Raw genomic sequence first — 14,744 nt, forward strand, 5'->3', positions numbered from 1 at the left:
CCTCGGTTCCACGTCGTTGTGCACCGCGGGGGTCGCCGGGTCGCCGTCGTCGCTGACGGGCGGAATCGCGCGGTGGAACGCTCCCAACCGACACCTGCCCGCCGACACCTTCCACCGTCGTCGCATAGGTAGGCGACGCACATCGGCAAAGTACGCGACTACCTACCTAGATGGGTTGGGCAGATCGCCATCGCGTGACCGAGGATCTTCACCGACACTTGACATATCACCTCGCAGTGGCAGTGTGCTGTGGTCAGGCCGGGGTCCCGGAGCGTGAAGTTCGGACACTGGTCGAAACGCCGCAGGCTCAGTCGTGGTGAAGCGATCGGTCGGTGCTGGGCCTGCGGTGTTTACTCGAGCACCGGACCGGTAGGGCTTCCCTAGGCTCGCGCCAGGGCTCGTTCTTGTCGAGCCACAATTCGACGGCCCGTGAGCGGCGGCGCGGCACACCTCATGCAGAGCTGCCGCCAGCGTGGCGGCGCGCCCCGAAATCGATTACCGGAGTGTCGGTGTAAGGGCACGCGCGGTGATCACGTCGTGTTCGCAATCCCAGTGCTCGCGCTGCGCCTGATCGAGTTCACCCGCGTCATGCGGCAATTGCGGACGTTCGAGGCCGGTGTACGGAACACAGCCATGCTGACGTCGGTGGCCACCGCGCCGTCTCCGGTCGTGGTCGCGATGTACCAGGGCGGTGGTGAGGGCTTCGGATATCTACACCATGGGATTGCTTCCAGGTGTTCGCGGTCGGCACGAAGGAACCCGTGGATAGCCGTGCCGCATCCGTCGAATAGCTGGATGTCCGCTCGTCATGGGCGATAGGCTTGGCACCGTCGAAAGGTGAGTCGATCATGTCCGATGCTCACAGCCATACCGAGAGGATTGCGCGCGGCTGATGATCGACGACGCCGCGAACCGTATCCGCCGTGACGTGAGCATGACGGTAGCGGAGGAGTTGCGTGCGGTCGGCTTCGAGGACACCGAAGAGATCGGTCGCGGCGGTTTCGGTGCGGTTTATCGCTGTCGGCAGGTGGGGTTGAATCGCACGGTTGCAGTGAAGGTCCTGACCGGGGAATTGGACGAGGAGAACCGGGCGCGGTTCGTGCGGGAACAGCGGGCGATGGGCCGGCTGACCGGGCATCCCAATATCGTCACCGTGCTGGAGACCGGTGTTACCAGCGACGGGCGGCCCTATCTGGTGATGCCGTATTACCCCTTGGACTCGCTGGCTGCGCGGATCCGGCGGCGCGGTCCGCTTCCGGTGGATGACGTGTTGCGGATCGGGGCCGGGATCGCCGGGGCGCTCGAGAGCGCGCATCGGCTGGGCATCGTGCATCGCGATGTGAAGCCGGGCAATATTCTGTTCACCGATTACGGTGGACTTGTCCTGACCGACTTCGGGATCGCGCGCATCCCCGGCGGGTTCGAAACGGGTGCCGACATTGTGACGGCATCGCCGGCATTCACCGCGCCGGAGGTGCTCGAGGGCCGCACTCCGACTCCCGCCGCCGATGTCTACGGGCTCGGTGCCACCTTGTTCTGCGCGCTGACCGGACATGCTGCCTACGAGCGGCGCAACGGTGAGCAACTGGTGGCCCTGTTTGTGCGGATCAGCCGGGGGCCGGTGCCGGACCTGCGCGATAGCGGCTTCCCAGCCGAGCTGTGCACTGTCGTGGAATCGGCGATGCACCGCGATCCCGAGCAGCGGCCCTCCGCAGCGGAGCTCGGCGAGGCTATCCGGCAAGTGCAGCAATTCTGCAGCTACCCGGCTGGCGAGATGGCCCTGCGCAGCGACCCCGCCGCCGCCCGCGACCACGGGCCGAAGAACCGTCAGCCGACCTCGTCGCGAACCATAGGACGCAGCGGCAGCGTGCTGCCCGAGTTGACCAGCTTCGTCAACAGGCGCGCCGAGCTGACCGAGCTCAAGCACCTGCTGACCGTGTCGAGGCTGGTGACGCTGGCCGGGATGGGCGGCGTGGGCAAGACCCGACTGGCGCTGCGGGCGGCCTCGGCTGCTCGACGCGATTTCGCCGATGGGGTGTGGACGATCGATCTGGCCGACGTGCGTGATCCGTCGCTGGTGGCTCCCATCGTCGCTGCCGCGCTGGGTGTGCGGGTCGATTCGGCCCGGCCGGTCGATGACACGCTGGTCGAGTTTCTGCGATCCCGTGAAACCCTGCTCGTCGTAGACAATTGCGAGCAGGTTGCCGAGTCGATGGCAAGCCTGGCCGAGACGTTGTTGTCGGTGTGTCCGGGATTGCGGATTCTGGTCACCAGCCGCGAGCCGCTGGATATCAGTGGAGAAGCGGTGCGGCGGTTGCAGCCGCTGAGCGTTCCTGCCGCCGGCCGCGAGCCGATGCTGCGAGAGCTGTGCAAATACGATGCGGTGATGCTGTTCGCCGATCGCGCTGCGGCAGTCGTGCCCGGCTTCGCGCTGACCGAGGAGAATAAGGCCGCGGTGGGCGGGATCTGTTCCCGGCTGGACGGGTTGCCACTGGCGATCGAACTCGCCGCGGCTCGGATGCGCGCCATGTCGCCGGACCAGATTCTGCTGCGGCTCACCGATCGGTTTGCGCTGCTCACCCGTGGCTACCGCACCGCGCCGACACGGCAGCAGACCTTGCGGTGGTGCATCGACTGGAGTTATCAGCTGTGCACCCCGGCTGAGCAGTTGCTGTGGGCCCGGTTGTCGGTGTTCGCCGGTGGTTTCGAACTCGACGCCGTCGAGGCGGTGTGCGGTGCCGATACCGAGGCGGCAGAGCTGCTCGATGTGCTGTCCTGGCTGGTGGACAAATCGGTTGTGATCAGGGAAGAACCCGCGGGTGCGGTCCGCTTCCGGATGCTCGACACCGTACGGGACTACGGGCAGGACAAGCTGCGGGAGGCCGGTGCGGACGAGGATCTGCGGCGTCGGCACCGGGACTGGTACCGACGGCTGGTGCTCGATGCCGAGGCCGACTGGATCAGCGACCGGCAACTCGACTGGATGGCCCGGCTCGACCGCGAGCAGGGGAACATCCGTGCAGTGCTCGAATTCTGCATGTCCGACCCGACCGAGCAGTCAGCCGAAGCGGGGCTGCGCATCAGCGCCGCCTCCCTCGCGTTCTGGAGTTTCCGTGGCTTGTTCGGTGAAGGCCGCCGCTGGCTCGACCGCGCCCTGGCCCATCCCTGCGCACATTCGACAAACGACCAGGTCCGGGCGCTGCACGCCGGCGTCTTCATGGCCACGCGGCAATGGGACCTCCAGACGGCAGCCACCCTGCTCGCGCAGGGGCGTGTGCTTGCCGAGCGCGATCCCACGCCCATGAATCAGGCGCTGATCGCCTATGCGGAGGGCGATCTAGCTCTCTATCTCGATGAGCCCGCGCGCGCGGTGGCGTGTATCAATCGAGCCATCGAGGTGCTGAGCTCCGAGCCGCGAGGATGCCTGCACGTTGCTGCGTTGCTGTTGCTCGGTGTGGCGCACGCGCAGCAGGGCGACACCGGGAGGGCAGCCGAATGCCATCAGCGGATCCTGTCCATCACCGAGGCGTGCGGCGAGTCGTTGTTCCGGTCGACCGCTCTGGGGATGACCGGGATCGCGGCGTGGCAGCAGGGTGAGAGCTCCCGCGCACAGGATTTGCTGCGGGAATCGCTGCGGCTCAACCAGCGCATGCGCAGCCTTCTCGTCGCGGCACTTGATCTCGAGGTGCTGGCGTGGATCGCGGCCGGCACCGACGACCAGCGAGCCGCCGTGCTGATGGGCGCTGCGGCACATATGATGCGGACCGCCCCCGGCGCGGCGATTTACTTCCCGCAGATGGTCGAGGCCCACCTCGACTGCGAGCGTGTCGTGCGTCGCGCGCTCGGTGAAATGCGCTTCGATGCGGCGTGGCGACGCGGCCGGGCAATGAGAATCAACGCCGCGGTCGCCTACGCGCTGAACGAAGAACAACCGGCCGGCACACCACCCGCCGGGGGGACGACATTGACCAAACGTGAACGCCAGGTGGCGGACCTGGTCGCCGAAGGGCTCACCAACAAGCAGATAGCATCCCGGCTGGTGATCTCCCAGCGCACCGCAGATGCCCACGTCGAGCACATCCTGGCCAAGCTCGGGTTCACCTCTCGCGCCCAGATCGCGGCGTGGATCGGGGGCGCGACCCGGCACGAGAGCTGATCGCGAACCTGCTGGAACAGACCAACAAGACGCGCTGCATTCGGCTACGAGCATTTGCACGGCGAGGAACCTCCATTCCCTGGTCGCACGAGCCTTTCTCGGTAGCCGGTGTGTGAGTTCATGCGGTCTGCCGGTGGACCAACCGAGACGGTAGAGGCGGATCGGCATTGTTGTGCGTTGCGCCGCTCAGGATGCCTCCGAGCCGGGCGGTTACAGGGCGAGCATGGCGGCAGCGACCTGGTCGGCCGCGGCGTGGCGCAGAGCGGTACCCATGTCGTCGAGGACGAGCAGTCGTGCCCCCGGGATTTCGGCGGCGAGGGCCTCGCCGTTGCCGACCGGGAAGAACGGGTCGGCGCGACCGTGCACCACGAGTGTGGGCACGTCGAGCTCACCGAGCCGGCCCCGCCAGCGCGGGGCGCAATCGATCCGGGAAAACACCATCCCGAGCTGGTTCGCCTGGTGCACCGCGGGATCGCTCGACCGCGTCCGATCCCAGATCCGGGCCGCCGTCGCCCACGCGTCCTCCGGATCGTTGCCCAAAGGCTCGGCCCCCGAGGCGGCGAATGCCGCGACAGCGTCCCGGTCGGTCCAGTCCGGCAGCGGGCGGGAGAACAGCGCGCCCATGACCTGGAGGTCGTGGTCCGGCAGGTCCTCGTCGACCGGGCCCGGCGCCACCGGCCGAGTGCCGACGAGGGTCAGTGCGGAGAACACGTCCGGGTGGTCCAACGCAGCGACCTGAGCGACCATCCCACCGACGCCGACTCCACCGAGATGGGCGGTCCCAGCTCCGAGCACCCCGACCAGCGCGGCCGCGTCGGCGACGAGATCCCGCAGGTCGTAGGCCGGATTCTCCGGGTCGAGGGTCGTCGACGCGCCGGAGTCGCGCAGGTCGAAGCGGACCACGCGGCGCCCGCCCGAAGCGAGCCGCTCGCACAGCGCGTCGGGCCAGGACAACATCGTTGTGCCGCCGACCAGCAGGACCAGCGGATCGTCCTCGCGGCCGAAGCTCTCGATGCCGAGATCCACACCGTTCGCCCGCACCGAGGTCATGCCCAATCGAAACGGTCTCGTCATGCCTGGACTCCTGTCTGTCGGTATACCCAGAGATATCGACGACGGACTCGCCCGAAAGTCATCGGTGTAGGCGCGATCGTGTCCACACTCCCGCAATCGCCCCGAACTCGGCAGTTGCTGACGTTACCCGGTCCTCGAATCGGCCCGGCCAGTTGATCTTCCGTCACCCCGCGCAGGCCGGTTCAGTCAGCGCGGTATGCGGCCGGACAGGACGTTTGCCCCAGCGCTGGTCAGAAGCGCGGCATACAGGTCGGCCGGGCACAGGCGAGTCCGCAGGAAATCCTGGGTCAGGCTGCCGAGTCCGACATTCAACGGACGCAAGGCTTCCGGATCTGATACCAAACTGCGTAGGCGGCATTCGGTATGAGCAGACGCTCACTACCGCGGGCGATCTTGCCGCATCCTGCGCACGCCCAGCGGCATATGCGGGCGTTCGTCGATCCTGTCGTAGTTCGGCGGCAGTGCGAGGGAGCTGGGCGCTCGGGTCCGAGACGTAGTGGCCATCCGACAGCAATCTGGGTGACGGTCCGCGTTGCCGGGCTTTACCTGTGGGTTCGGTATCTGACGTCGGCGGCCGCGGTCAGTCGGCGAGCCAGGGCGCGCACGGCGTCGTTGAGGGTGTCGGGGTGTTCGATGACGAACGGGCGGTTCAGGCCGGCGAGGAGTGGGGGAATCCAGTCGAGTTGTTCGGCCCGGATTCGGACCCGGACCCATGGGTCGGTGTCAGCGGGTGGTGAGTCGATCTCCTGCACGGTCGCGATCGCGGCGGGCAGCAGCGGGCGGATCTCGGTGAGCGTTCCCTGAACTCGGACCGACACATCGTGCCGATAGGGTGCAGTGGCAAGTCCGGATAGCAGATGTGCGGCCGGCTCGAATCCGGCGGGCGGAGTGAATGTTCCGGGCCGTGTGGTCACCGCGGTGATGCGGTCGAGCCGGAACTGGCGTAGTTCGTCACTGCTGCTGTCCTGTCCCGTCAGGTACCACCGGCCGGAGTGCTCGACGAGCCCGTACGGGTGCACGGTGCGCTCGCTGGGCCGCCCGTTGCGGTCGGTGTAATCAATTGCGACCGGTCGGTGTTCACGGGTGGCTTCGGCGAGCAGGAGGAGGACGGAGCTCTCGACAGCGACGTCCGGGCGGGCGTCGGCGGTGAATTCGGCGGTGTTGATCAGTGCGTCCAGCCGGGCCGTCAGACGTGCGGGCAGGACGCGGCGGAGTTTGGCCGTCGCGCTGTCGGCCGCGAAGGTGCCAGTTGTCGACCGGCTGGTGAGGAGTCCGAGCAATACGGCCACCGCTTCGTCGTCGGTCAGCATCAGCGGTGGCATGCGGTATCCGGGGGCGAGCTGGTAGCCGCCGTAGCGGCCCCGCACCGATCGGACGGGGATACCCAGGTCGGTGAGGTGGGTGACGTATCGCCTGACGGTGCGTTCATCGACGCCGAGCCGTCCGGCGAGTTCGCCGACGGTATGGGTGCCGCCGGCCTGCAACAGCTCGAGCAGGGCCAGTACTCGGGCGGTGGGGTGCGTCATCTCCGAAATTCTCGCATCTATACCGGGCGGAAACTGTCCGGTATCGACTCTACCGTGGCGTGTGGTGGCGGAACCTCCGCCGCATCCGACAGCAGGAGTAAGCGATGAAGCTCGTCTCGATCCGTCTGATCACCGATGACATCCACCGGTTGGTCAGCTTCTATCAGCACGTGACCGGTGTCGAAGCAACCTGGGCGACACCAGATTTCGCCGAAATCGTCACACCGGCCGGCACCCTCGCGATCGGAAGCACCCGCACCGTGGCGCTGTTCGCGGCGGGCAGCGCGCGCCCAGCCGACAACCACACCGCGATCATCGAATTCCTGGTCCCCGACGTCGATGCCGATTACCAGCGGTTGCGGGATGCGGTCGAGGATTTCGTCAACGAGCCCACGACGATGCCGTGGGGGAACCGCTCGTTGCTGTTTCGCGATCCCGACGGCAACCTGATCAACCTCTTCACCCCGGTCACCGCGCAGGCCATCGCGAAATTCGCCGGCTGACAGCCGCTCATCCAGGCACGCCAGCAGTCCCATCGTTCAACGGCCTTCTGGCCACCGTCGCGGACGTATCGCTTCCACTTGTCATGCATTCGATCGACCAGACGCTCCGTGTCATCGGCTGCGGCCTGCGCTGCGCCGCGCGGTATGGCCACTTGGTCGTTGCCGCTGGAGTCGGCGGGCCATCGGCCGCGCCCTTCGGAGGGCCGGACTTCGGACGACATTCCTGAGTATTACCCGCAACTTCTTCCCGCACGGGTGGTCGCCTACGTGGATCCGCCTGACGTCGAGAAGGCATCGCCGGTTCGATAGCCGCAATGCGGTCAGGTCCCGGGTTCGCCCAGGTTGACGAGAAGGCCGGGCGCCCCGCAGGATCAATCGCGAGATGGACGATTCATGCTGGTAAGGCTATTGGGTCCGGTGGTGGTGGAGGCCGCGGACGGGACGACGGCGTCAGTCGGGGGGCCGCGGGTGCGGGCATTGCTGGGGTTGCTGGCGCTCGAAGCCGGGCGAGTGGTGCCGGCGGCGCGGCTGGTGGACGGGGTGTGGGGGGAGGACCCGCCGGCGGGGACCGGGAATGCGTTGCAGACCTTGGCGAGTCGGTTGCGCGCGGCGGCACCGGGGGCGGTGCGGAATGACGGGGGCGGGTATGTGCTCGAACTCGTGCCCGAGGACGTCGATGTGCATCGGTTCACGCGGGAGGTCGAGGCGGGGCGGGCATTGCTGGCGGCCGGTGCGGCCGAACGAGCCATCGCGTGCTTCGATGCCGCGCTCGCGTTGTGGCGCGGGGAGCCGTTGATCGATGCAGGGGAATCGGAGGTATTGCGCGCCGCGGCACTGCGATTGACCGAACAGCGACTCGAGGCAATCGAACTGCGAGCGGACGCCTTTCGAGCCCTGGGCCGAGGCGGCGAGGTACTGCGTGAGCTCCGCACGGAAGCAGCGGCACATCCGTTCCGGGAGACGCTGGCCGCACGGCTGGTGCGGGCGCTGACGGCAGCGGGACGAACATCCGAGGCGATACAAGAGTTTCAACGAACCGAGACCCTGTTACTGGACGAGCTCGGCACGACACCCGCCGAGGTGCTGCGCTCGGCCCTGGCCGAAATTCACACGAGCGCACCCCATAATCTCGCAGTCAACGAACCTGCCATCGAGACGACGCCCGGATCGGTTCGACCGGGAGTTACGGCAGCATCCCGGACCAGCGGGACACCAAAGGTGTCCGCGCCGCTGCTGCCCAGGCGGTTCACCAGCTTCGTCGGACGCGGACACGACGTGGAAGGAGTGCGACGGGCGCTGCGCGAGGCCCGACTGGTGACACTGTCGGGTACCGGGGGCGTGGGGAAGACCCGGCTGGCCGCCGAGACGGTCGGGGCGCACGCCAAGGACTGGGCGGACGGTTACGCTTTCGTCGAACTCGCCGCACTCGAGCGGGAACGGGCCGACCGGCCGGCCATGAACGCGGTCGGAGTGGCGATAGCGAATGCGCTCGCTCAGTTCGAGCGACCCGACGAACTGTCCACGGAATGGGCCGATGTACTGGAGCGGACGCTGTCCGGCCGCCGAGTGCTGTTGGTACTCGACAACTGCGAGCACGTCGTGGAGGCGACCGCGCGCCTGATCGACGATCTGTTGCAGCGGCTGCCCCTGCTGCGGGTGCTCACCACGAGCCGGGAGCCGATCGGCGTGGACGGCGAGCGACTGTATCCGGTCCGGACCTTGGACCTGCCCGAAGCCGACGCGGGTATCGTGGCGGTCACTGCATCGCCCGCGGTCCGGCTGTTCATCGACCGTGCCACCGCGGCAGTCCCGGATTTTGCGCTGTCCGAGAGTAATTCCGCGGACATCCGCGCCATCGTGCGCGGCCTGGACGGCATGCCGCTGGCTATCGAACTTGCCGCCGCTCGCCTGCGGAGCCTGCCGCTGCCGGACCTCAGCGCGCGGCTCACCGATCGCTTCCGGCTGCTCACCAACAGTACTCGCCACGCGGTCCCGCGCCATCGCACCTTGCACGCGGCCGTCGCGTGGAGCTGGGGACTGCTCACCGATGCGGAAGCCGCAGCAGCCCGGCGTTTTTCGATTTTCGCGGGCGGCGCGACCTTGGACGCCATCACCCGGGTGTGTGGTCCGGACGCCATTGACACGGTCGCCTCACTGGTGACGAAGTCGTTGGTGGACTTCGATGGACAGCGCTATCGAATGGCCGAGACCATCCGTGCCTATGCGACAGCGGAATTGACCGCCGCCGGCGATGCGGCCGAGGTCACCCGCATTCATGCCGACTGCTTCCTGGAATTCGCTGACGCCGCCGCCCACGGATTACGCACTGCCGCACACCCTGATTGGCTCGCGCGGCTGATCGCCGAACACGGCAATTGCGAAACCGCGCTGCGGTGGGCGCTGGACGTCGGCGATGGTGAGCGTGCGGTTCGCCTGTATGCGAATCTCGTCTGGTATTGGCTGCTGCGCGGGTTGCATGGCGACATCTCCGAACGCCGCCGCGAGGTCCTTGCCCTGCTCGGCGACACACCGCCGCCGGGGTGCATCGGGGCCTATCTGGCCTGCCGGTACGCCGAGGAACTGCCGGCGTACTTCACCAACATCTGGTGGGGCCAAATCCTGGACAACACGGGCCAATTCGAGCGGCTGACCCGCGCGGCCCTCACCGAGGATCGGCCCCCGCACCCGATGTTCGTGCTCATACTGGCGCTGCGTGACCTGCTCGGCGACGACGACAGCCTGTTGACCGCGTGCACCACCTCCGACGATCCGTGGCTACGCGGAAATGCGCTGATAGCACGAGGTTTCGATGAACTGGGCGGCGACCATCCGGCCCGCGCCCTGCCCACCCTGGAGGCGGCGCTGAGCTGCCTGAGCGCGCACGGTGACGCCCGGTCACATAGCCGCGCACTGATCTCCCTGGCCAGCTACCGAACTCGAATGCTCGGCCTGGACAGCGCCCGCCCGCTGATCGCGAGCGCGCTGGAACTGCTCAGCGCCGACCTGGGCGCCGGTGAGCGCATGGGCGTGCTGCTCTTCGCGGCGGAGATGTACCTGGTCGGCGGCGATACCGACGGCGCGGCAACCTATATCGACCGGGCCGAGACCCTGATCACCCCGCACATCATCCCCGCACCCGGGCGCTTCCTGGCCGCGACGCAGGCGCACCTGGCCCACCTGCGCGGTGACAACGACCGCTCGATGGAACTGTTCCGACGGATGTCCGAGCAGCCGCTCCCCGCCGGTCCGCCACCTGCTGGACGCCACGACACAGTTCGCTTCGTGAACCTGGTCTTCGTGAGCACCGCGCACGCGGCGACCCTGGTCATGGCGGGGGAGCCGGACGACGCGCTGCGGGAGCTGGCCGTGCCCCGCGAGCTGGCCGCCCAGACCTCGGCGGCGCTGCTGGCCGAGGTCGGAATCGGTTATGCCCTGGTCGCTCTGGCGAAGGGCACCCCAGAACGCGCGGCCCGCATTCTCGGCGCCACCGACCGGATCAACCGGAGGGCCGGGGTGATCCGCATCGGCCCGTTCCGGCGGCGGGCGCTCGATAAGGCGGAAGCGGCGCTCGGGCCCGTGCGCCTGAGCGCGGAATTCCTGGCGGGCGCCCGGCTTTCGGACGAGGCGGTGCTCGAACTGCTGCGCACAGTTCGCTGACAACGACCGTCAGCGAACGGTACGGACCGCACTGGATGCTCGGGACGCGTATCCCACCGATCCAGGAGTGCTCATGTCCGTCCTCTCGAACACGGAATCAGTTGTTTCCGTGCGTGGTTCCCGCCGACTCGGCGAACGGCTCGGCACGGCCGGCGCCGTCCTGGGCGCCGGGTTCATCATGGCCGTCGGCGGCGGCTATCTGCTCGCCCCGCAGCGAATGGCCGCGGGGTTCGGCTTCACCGAGTGGCCGCACGTCGAGGCCGACGGCTTCCTGAACGTCAAAGGCGTCCGCGATGTGGTCACCGGCCTGATTCCGCTCGCCCTGCTCGCGGCCGGGCAGCGCCGCGCCCTCGGCGTCACCACCCTCACCCTCGCCCTCATCCCGACCGGCGACATGCTCACCATCCTGGGGCGCCGCGGTTCCACCGCCACCGCCCTGACGGTACACGGCTTCACCGCCGCCCTGGTGGCCGCCAGCGGCGCGCTGCTGCTGCGCCGTGAAAACCGGTGAGCGCCCGATGAACCCGATGAAGACGCTGGTCAATACCGCTCACATATACATGATCATCGGCCTGATCGCCGGGTTCTACTACCGCGAGATCACCAAGGTCGAACATTTCACCGGGCAGTCGCAGCTCGGCGTCGTACACACCCACGTGCTGGCGCTGGGCATGCTGTTCTTCCTCATCGTGCTGGCCTTGGAGAAGCAGTTCACGCTCAGCGCCCGGAAAAGCCTGTACGGCTGGTTCTTCTGGCTGTACAACATCGGCCTGGCCATCACCATTGCGGCCATGACGCTGCACGGCACCCGCACCGTGCTGGGCAAGAGCAGTGGTGAGGCAATCGCGCTCGGCGCGGGTGTGGGCCACATCCTGCTGACCGTCGGGCTGATCCTCTTCTTCATCACCCTCGGCAAATCCATCGACGACAGCCGAACACCGCGCACCGCAGCGGTATTCGCCGAACAGGAGGCATCATGAACACCGGCCAGGACAGCGCGCTGTGGACGCGGGACGCGGTCTCGCTCGCGGCGCTGATCGCCGAGGGCACGGTCACCGCGGCTCAGGTCGTCGAGGCGCATCTCGAGCGCATCGAGCAGGTCGATTCCGAAATCGGCGCGCTCACCACGGTATTCGCCGAGACCGCGCGCGCGGAGGCGGCCGCAGCCGACCGCAGGGTGCCGACCGGGCCGCTGCACGGGGTTCCGGTCACCATCAAGAACAACCTCGATGTCGCGGGCAGCCCGACCACCTGGGGCGTGGCCGCCCTCGGACAGGCCGTCGCGGCAGCGGATGCACCCGCGGTGTCCGCACTGCGGCGGGCCGGGGCGATCGTCATCGGGCGAACGAACATGCCGGACTTCGCCACTCGCTGGCACACCGACAACGACGAGGCGGGCCCGACGGTGAATCCGTGGAACCCGACTCGCAGCCCGGGCGGTTCCAGCGGCGGTGACGCCGCCGCGGTAGCGGCGGGCATGACACCCCTCGGCCTGGGCACCGACTTCGGCGGTTCACTGCGCGTACCCGCCGCGTTCTGCGGAGTCGCCTCCCTGCGCACCACGCCCGGCCGGGTGGCGGTGGCCTCGAGCCTGTCCGGGGCCGCACCCGCACCGACGAACCAATTGTTCGCGGCACCAGGGCCGTTGGCGCGCACCGTGCGCGATCTGACGACCGCCTTCGAGGTCCTCAGCGACAGCGCTGACCTACGCGATCCCGGATGGATTCCGGTGCGTGACGCGACCGATACCGCCCTGCCCGCGGTCGCCGTCACGCTCGGTGACGATATCGATCCGCAGGTGCGGGCCGCGCTGCTCGGCTGCGCCGACGCCCTCGAACGCGCGGGATATCCGGTAGCCGAACTGGATCCGCCGCAATTGGGCGAGGTGGCGGCGGACTACGGCCGATTGGTGTCCACCGAGGTGGTGGTCCAGCGCCGCGAAGCCATGCGGCTAGTCGGCAGCGCCGGGCTGAACACCTTCATCGACGCGGCGATCGACCTGTTCCCGCCGCTGGATCTGGCGGGCTACATGACCGCGCTGGGTGAGCGCCTCACCCGCCGCGCGGCCTGGTCCCGCTTCCTCGCGGAGCATCCGATCGTGCTCGGCCCGGTCTCGGACGAACTGCCCTGGCCGGTCGGCTACGACCTCGGCGGCACCGCACAAGTCGCGACCATGTATGCGGCGCATCGCCTCACGATCGCCGCCAACTACCTGGCCCTGCCCGCGGTCACGGTCCCTGCGGGGGTCTCGGCCGAGGGTCTTCCCATCGGGGTCCAGTTGATCACCGCCCCATTCGCCGAGCGCCGCGCGCTGACTGCCGCTGCCCATATCGAAGTGGCCTTTCCGATGCCCACACCCATCTCCCCGGTGACCGACCCGGCCACCCCGGACCCTGCCCGGGGTCAGGCTCCGTCCAGTGGCTCGGGCACGACGCGGTGAATATTTCTGTGGCGAAGGGAATCCAAATGTCACACAACACATTGCGATCCGCCGTGCGCGGACGGGTACTGCTGCCGGGTGACGAAGAGTTCGATAAGGCACGGACGCCGTGGAATCTGAATATCGACCAGCCGGTCGCGGCCGTAGTGCACGTCGAAGACGCGGATGATATGGCCGCCGTGGTCGGCTACGCGCGGGACGCGGGCCTGTCGGTGACCGCTCAGCCCAACGGCCACGGCGCTTCCGGTGATACCGCCGGCACCATCCTGGTGCGCACGCGCCGGCTCGATCGGATCGAGGTGGATCCGGCGCGGCGACGTGCCCGCGTCGGCGCGGGCACCAATTGGGGCCAGGTGCAGGCGGCGGCCGCCCCGCACGGCTTGACCGGGCTGGCCGGAAGCTCCCCGGTGGTCAGCGTTGTCGGCTATACCCTCGGTGGCGGATTGTCGTGGTTCGGCCGTAAATATGGTTGGGCGGCCGACAGCATCCGGGCCTTCGACATCGTCGATGCCGATGGTCGTCGAACCCGGGTCACGGCGGAGTCCGACCCGGAGCTGTTCTGGGCATTGCGTGGCGGCGGCGGGGATTTCGCACTGGTGACGGCAGTGGAGTTCGATCTGTTCGAGGCTCCGGCCTTGTTCGGTGGCCTGATCGCCTGGCCGGCCGAGCAGACCGAGGCGGTCCGCGATGCCTTCCAGGACATCACCGATCACGCACCGGCCGAGCTCACGGTCTGGCTCAATCGGCTGGAGCTGCCGCAGGCTCCGCCGGTAATCGCGATCGCCGCCGCCTACCTGGGCGAACCGGCGCGCGGACGGGACCTGCTGCGACGGCTGGACACGATCGACGGCATCCTCGCGGACACGCGCCGGGAATTGTCCCCGGCCGAGTTGGGCGCCATCGTCAACGAGCCCACCGCCCCAGGCCCCGGATTGCTTCGAACCGAGCTGCTGACCGCGCTGGACGAAACCGCCGCCGAGATTCTGCTGCACGCACCGATCGATCCGCTGATGGGCATCCAGATCCGGCAGCTGGGAGGTGCGCTCGCCGAGCCCACCCGAGGCGCGGTTCCGCCGTTCGCGGAGCCCTACGCGCTGTTTCTGCAGGCGACCGGCTCGGACCTCGACAGGGTTGCCGCGGTACACGCCGCTCAGAAGCGCATCATCGCCGATCTGGGCGCGCGGGTCAGCGGCCGCAAACCGTATACCGTCCTGTCCGTCGGCGACAGTGTCGCAGAGGTTTTCGACACCGGCACCTTGGACCGGCTGCGAAAGCTCAAGCAGGCCTGCGACCCACACGGCGTATTCCGCGCCAACTTCCCGATTTCCCAGTGAACCTTCGGTTTCGAGCCCGAGGTCAGGCACCTCCGCACAGCGCTGCGATCAGCT

At 68.0% G+C, this 14,744-nt stretch carries 9 protein-coding genes; 7 read left to right on the forward strand and 2 right to left on the reverse strand.

Going from position 1 to position 14,744, the window contains the following annotated elements; translation table 11 throughout:
• Positions 1–892: 892 nt before the first annotated feature.
• Entirely contained in the window at positions 893–4,156 is a 3,264-nt protein-coding gene (locus tag ACWEO2_RS13270) for a protein kinase domain-containing protein (protein ID WP_452405521.1), read from the forward strand.
• Between the two features lie 210 nt (positions 4,157–4,366).
• On the opposite strand, the gene ACWEO2_RS13275 is transcribed toward ACWEO2_RS13270, so the two are convergent.
• Positions 4,367–5,206 carry an alpha/beta fold hydrolase gene (locus ACWEO2_RS13275; RefSeq protein ID WP_452405693.1) on the reverse strand — a complete coding sequence of 280 codons (840 nt, stop codon included), beginning with the start codon at positions 5,204–5,206 and terminating at the stop codon, positions 4,367–4,369.
• Positions 5,207–5,772: 566 nt separating this feature from the next.
• Positions 5,773–6,756 (reverse strand): helix-turn-helix transcriptional regulator, encoded by a 984-nt coding sequence (locus tag ACWEO2_RS13280; protein WP_452405522.1) that lies wholly within the window; start codon positions 6,754–6,756, stop codon positions 5,773–5,775.
• A gap of 104 nt (positions 6,757–6,860) precedes the next feature.
• Here ACWEO2_RS13280 and ACWEO2_RS13285 point away from each other — a divergent pair, with 104 nt between their 5' ends.
• The 6 genes from ACWEO2_RS13285 to ACWEO2_RS13310 all read left to right on the forward strand — a co-directional run bounded on the left by ACWEO2_RS13285 (position 6,861) and on the right by ACWEO2_RS13310 (position 14,690).
• The gene (locus tag ACWEO2_RS13285) at positions 6,861–7,259 is read left to right on the forward strand and encodes a VOC family protein (RefSeq protein WP_452405523.1); all 399 of its coding nucleotides are present in this window, start codon (positions 6,861–6,863) and stop codon (positions 7,257–7,259) included.
• A gap of 393 nt (positions 7,260–7,652) precedes the next feature.
• Positions 7,653–10,916, forward strand: a complete 3,264-nt coding sequence (locus ACWEO2_RS13290; RefSeq protein WP_452405524.1) for an AfsR/SARP family transcriptional regulator — start codon at positions 7,653–7,655, stop codon at positions 10,914–10,916.
• 73 nt (positions 10,917–10,989) lie between these two features.
• The gene (locus ACWEO2_RS13295) at positions 10,990–11,427 is read left to right on the forward strand and encodes a DUF4267 domain-containing protein (protein ID WP_452405525.1); all 438 of its coding nucleotides are present in this window, start codon (positions 10,990–10,992) and stop codon (positions 11,425–11,427) included.
• Positions 11,428–11,434: 7 nt separating this feature from the next.
• Positions 11,435–11,896, forward strand: coding sequence for a DUF2871 domain-containing protein (locus ACWEO2_RS13300; RefSeq protein WP_452405526.1), 462 nt, complete (start codon positions 11,435–11,437; stop codon positions 11,894–11,896).
• Entirely contained in the window at positions 11,893–13,356 is a 1,464-nt protein-coding gene (locus tag ACWEO2_RS13305) for an amidase family protein (protein ID WP_452405527.1), read from the forward strand. Before ACWEO2_RS13300 ends, ACWEO2_RS13305 begins: the two co-directional genes overlap by 4 nt.
• Positions 13,357–13,382: 26 nt before the next feature.
• Positions 13,383–14,690: an FAD-binding oxidoreductase gene (locus tag ACWEO2_RS13310; RefSeq protein WP_452405528.1), complete on the forward strand. Its 1,308-nt coding sequence runs from the start codon at positions 13,383–13,385 to the stop codon at positions 14,688–14,690.
• The last annotated feature ends 54 nt before the right edge of the window (positions 14,691–14,744 follow it).

The organism is Nocardia sp. NPDC004278 (genome assembly GCF_053602975.1).

Coding starts and splice junctions, on each gene's coding strand:
- ACWEO2_RS13270 (WP_452405521.1), top strand. CDS start 893: ATGATCGACGACGCCGCGAACCGTATCCGCCGTGACGTGAGCATGACG.
- ACWEO2_RS13275 (WP_452405693.1), bottom strand. CDS start 5,206: ATGACCTCGGTGCGGGCGAACGGTGTGGATCTCGGCATCGAGAGCTTC.
- ACWEO2_RS13280 (WP_452405522.1), bottom strand. CDS start 6,756: ATGACGCACCCCACCGCCCGAGTACTGGCCCTGCTCGAGCTGTTGCAG.
- ACWEO2_RS13285 (WP_452405523.1), top strand. CDS start 6,861: ATGAAGCTCGTCTCGATCCGTCTGATCACCGATGACATCCACCGGTTG.
- ACWEO2_RS13290 (WP_452405524.1), top strand. CDS start 7,653: ATGCTGGTAAGGCTATTGGGTCCGGTGGTGGTGGAGGCCGCGGACGGG.
- ACWEO2_RS13295 (WP_452405525.1), top strand. CDS start 10,990: ATGTCCGTCCTCTCGAACACGGAATCAGTTGTTTCCGTGCGTGGTTCC.
- ACWEO2_RS13300 (WP_452405526.1), top strand. CDS start 11,435: ATGAACCCGATGAAGACGCTGGTCAATACCGCTCACATATACATGATC.
- ACWEO2_RS13305 (WP_452405527.1), top strand. CDS start 11,893: ATGAACACCGGCCAGGACAGCGCGCTGTGGACGCGGGACGCGGTCTCG.
- ACWEO2_RS13310 (WP_452405528.1), top strand. CDS start 13,383: ATGTCACACAACACATTGCGATCCGCCGTGCGCGGACGGGTACTGCTG.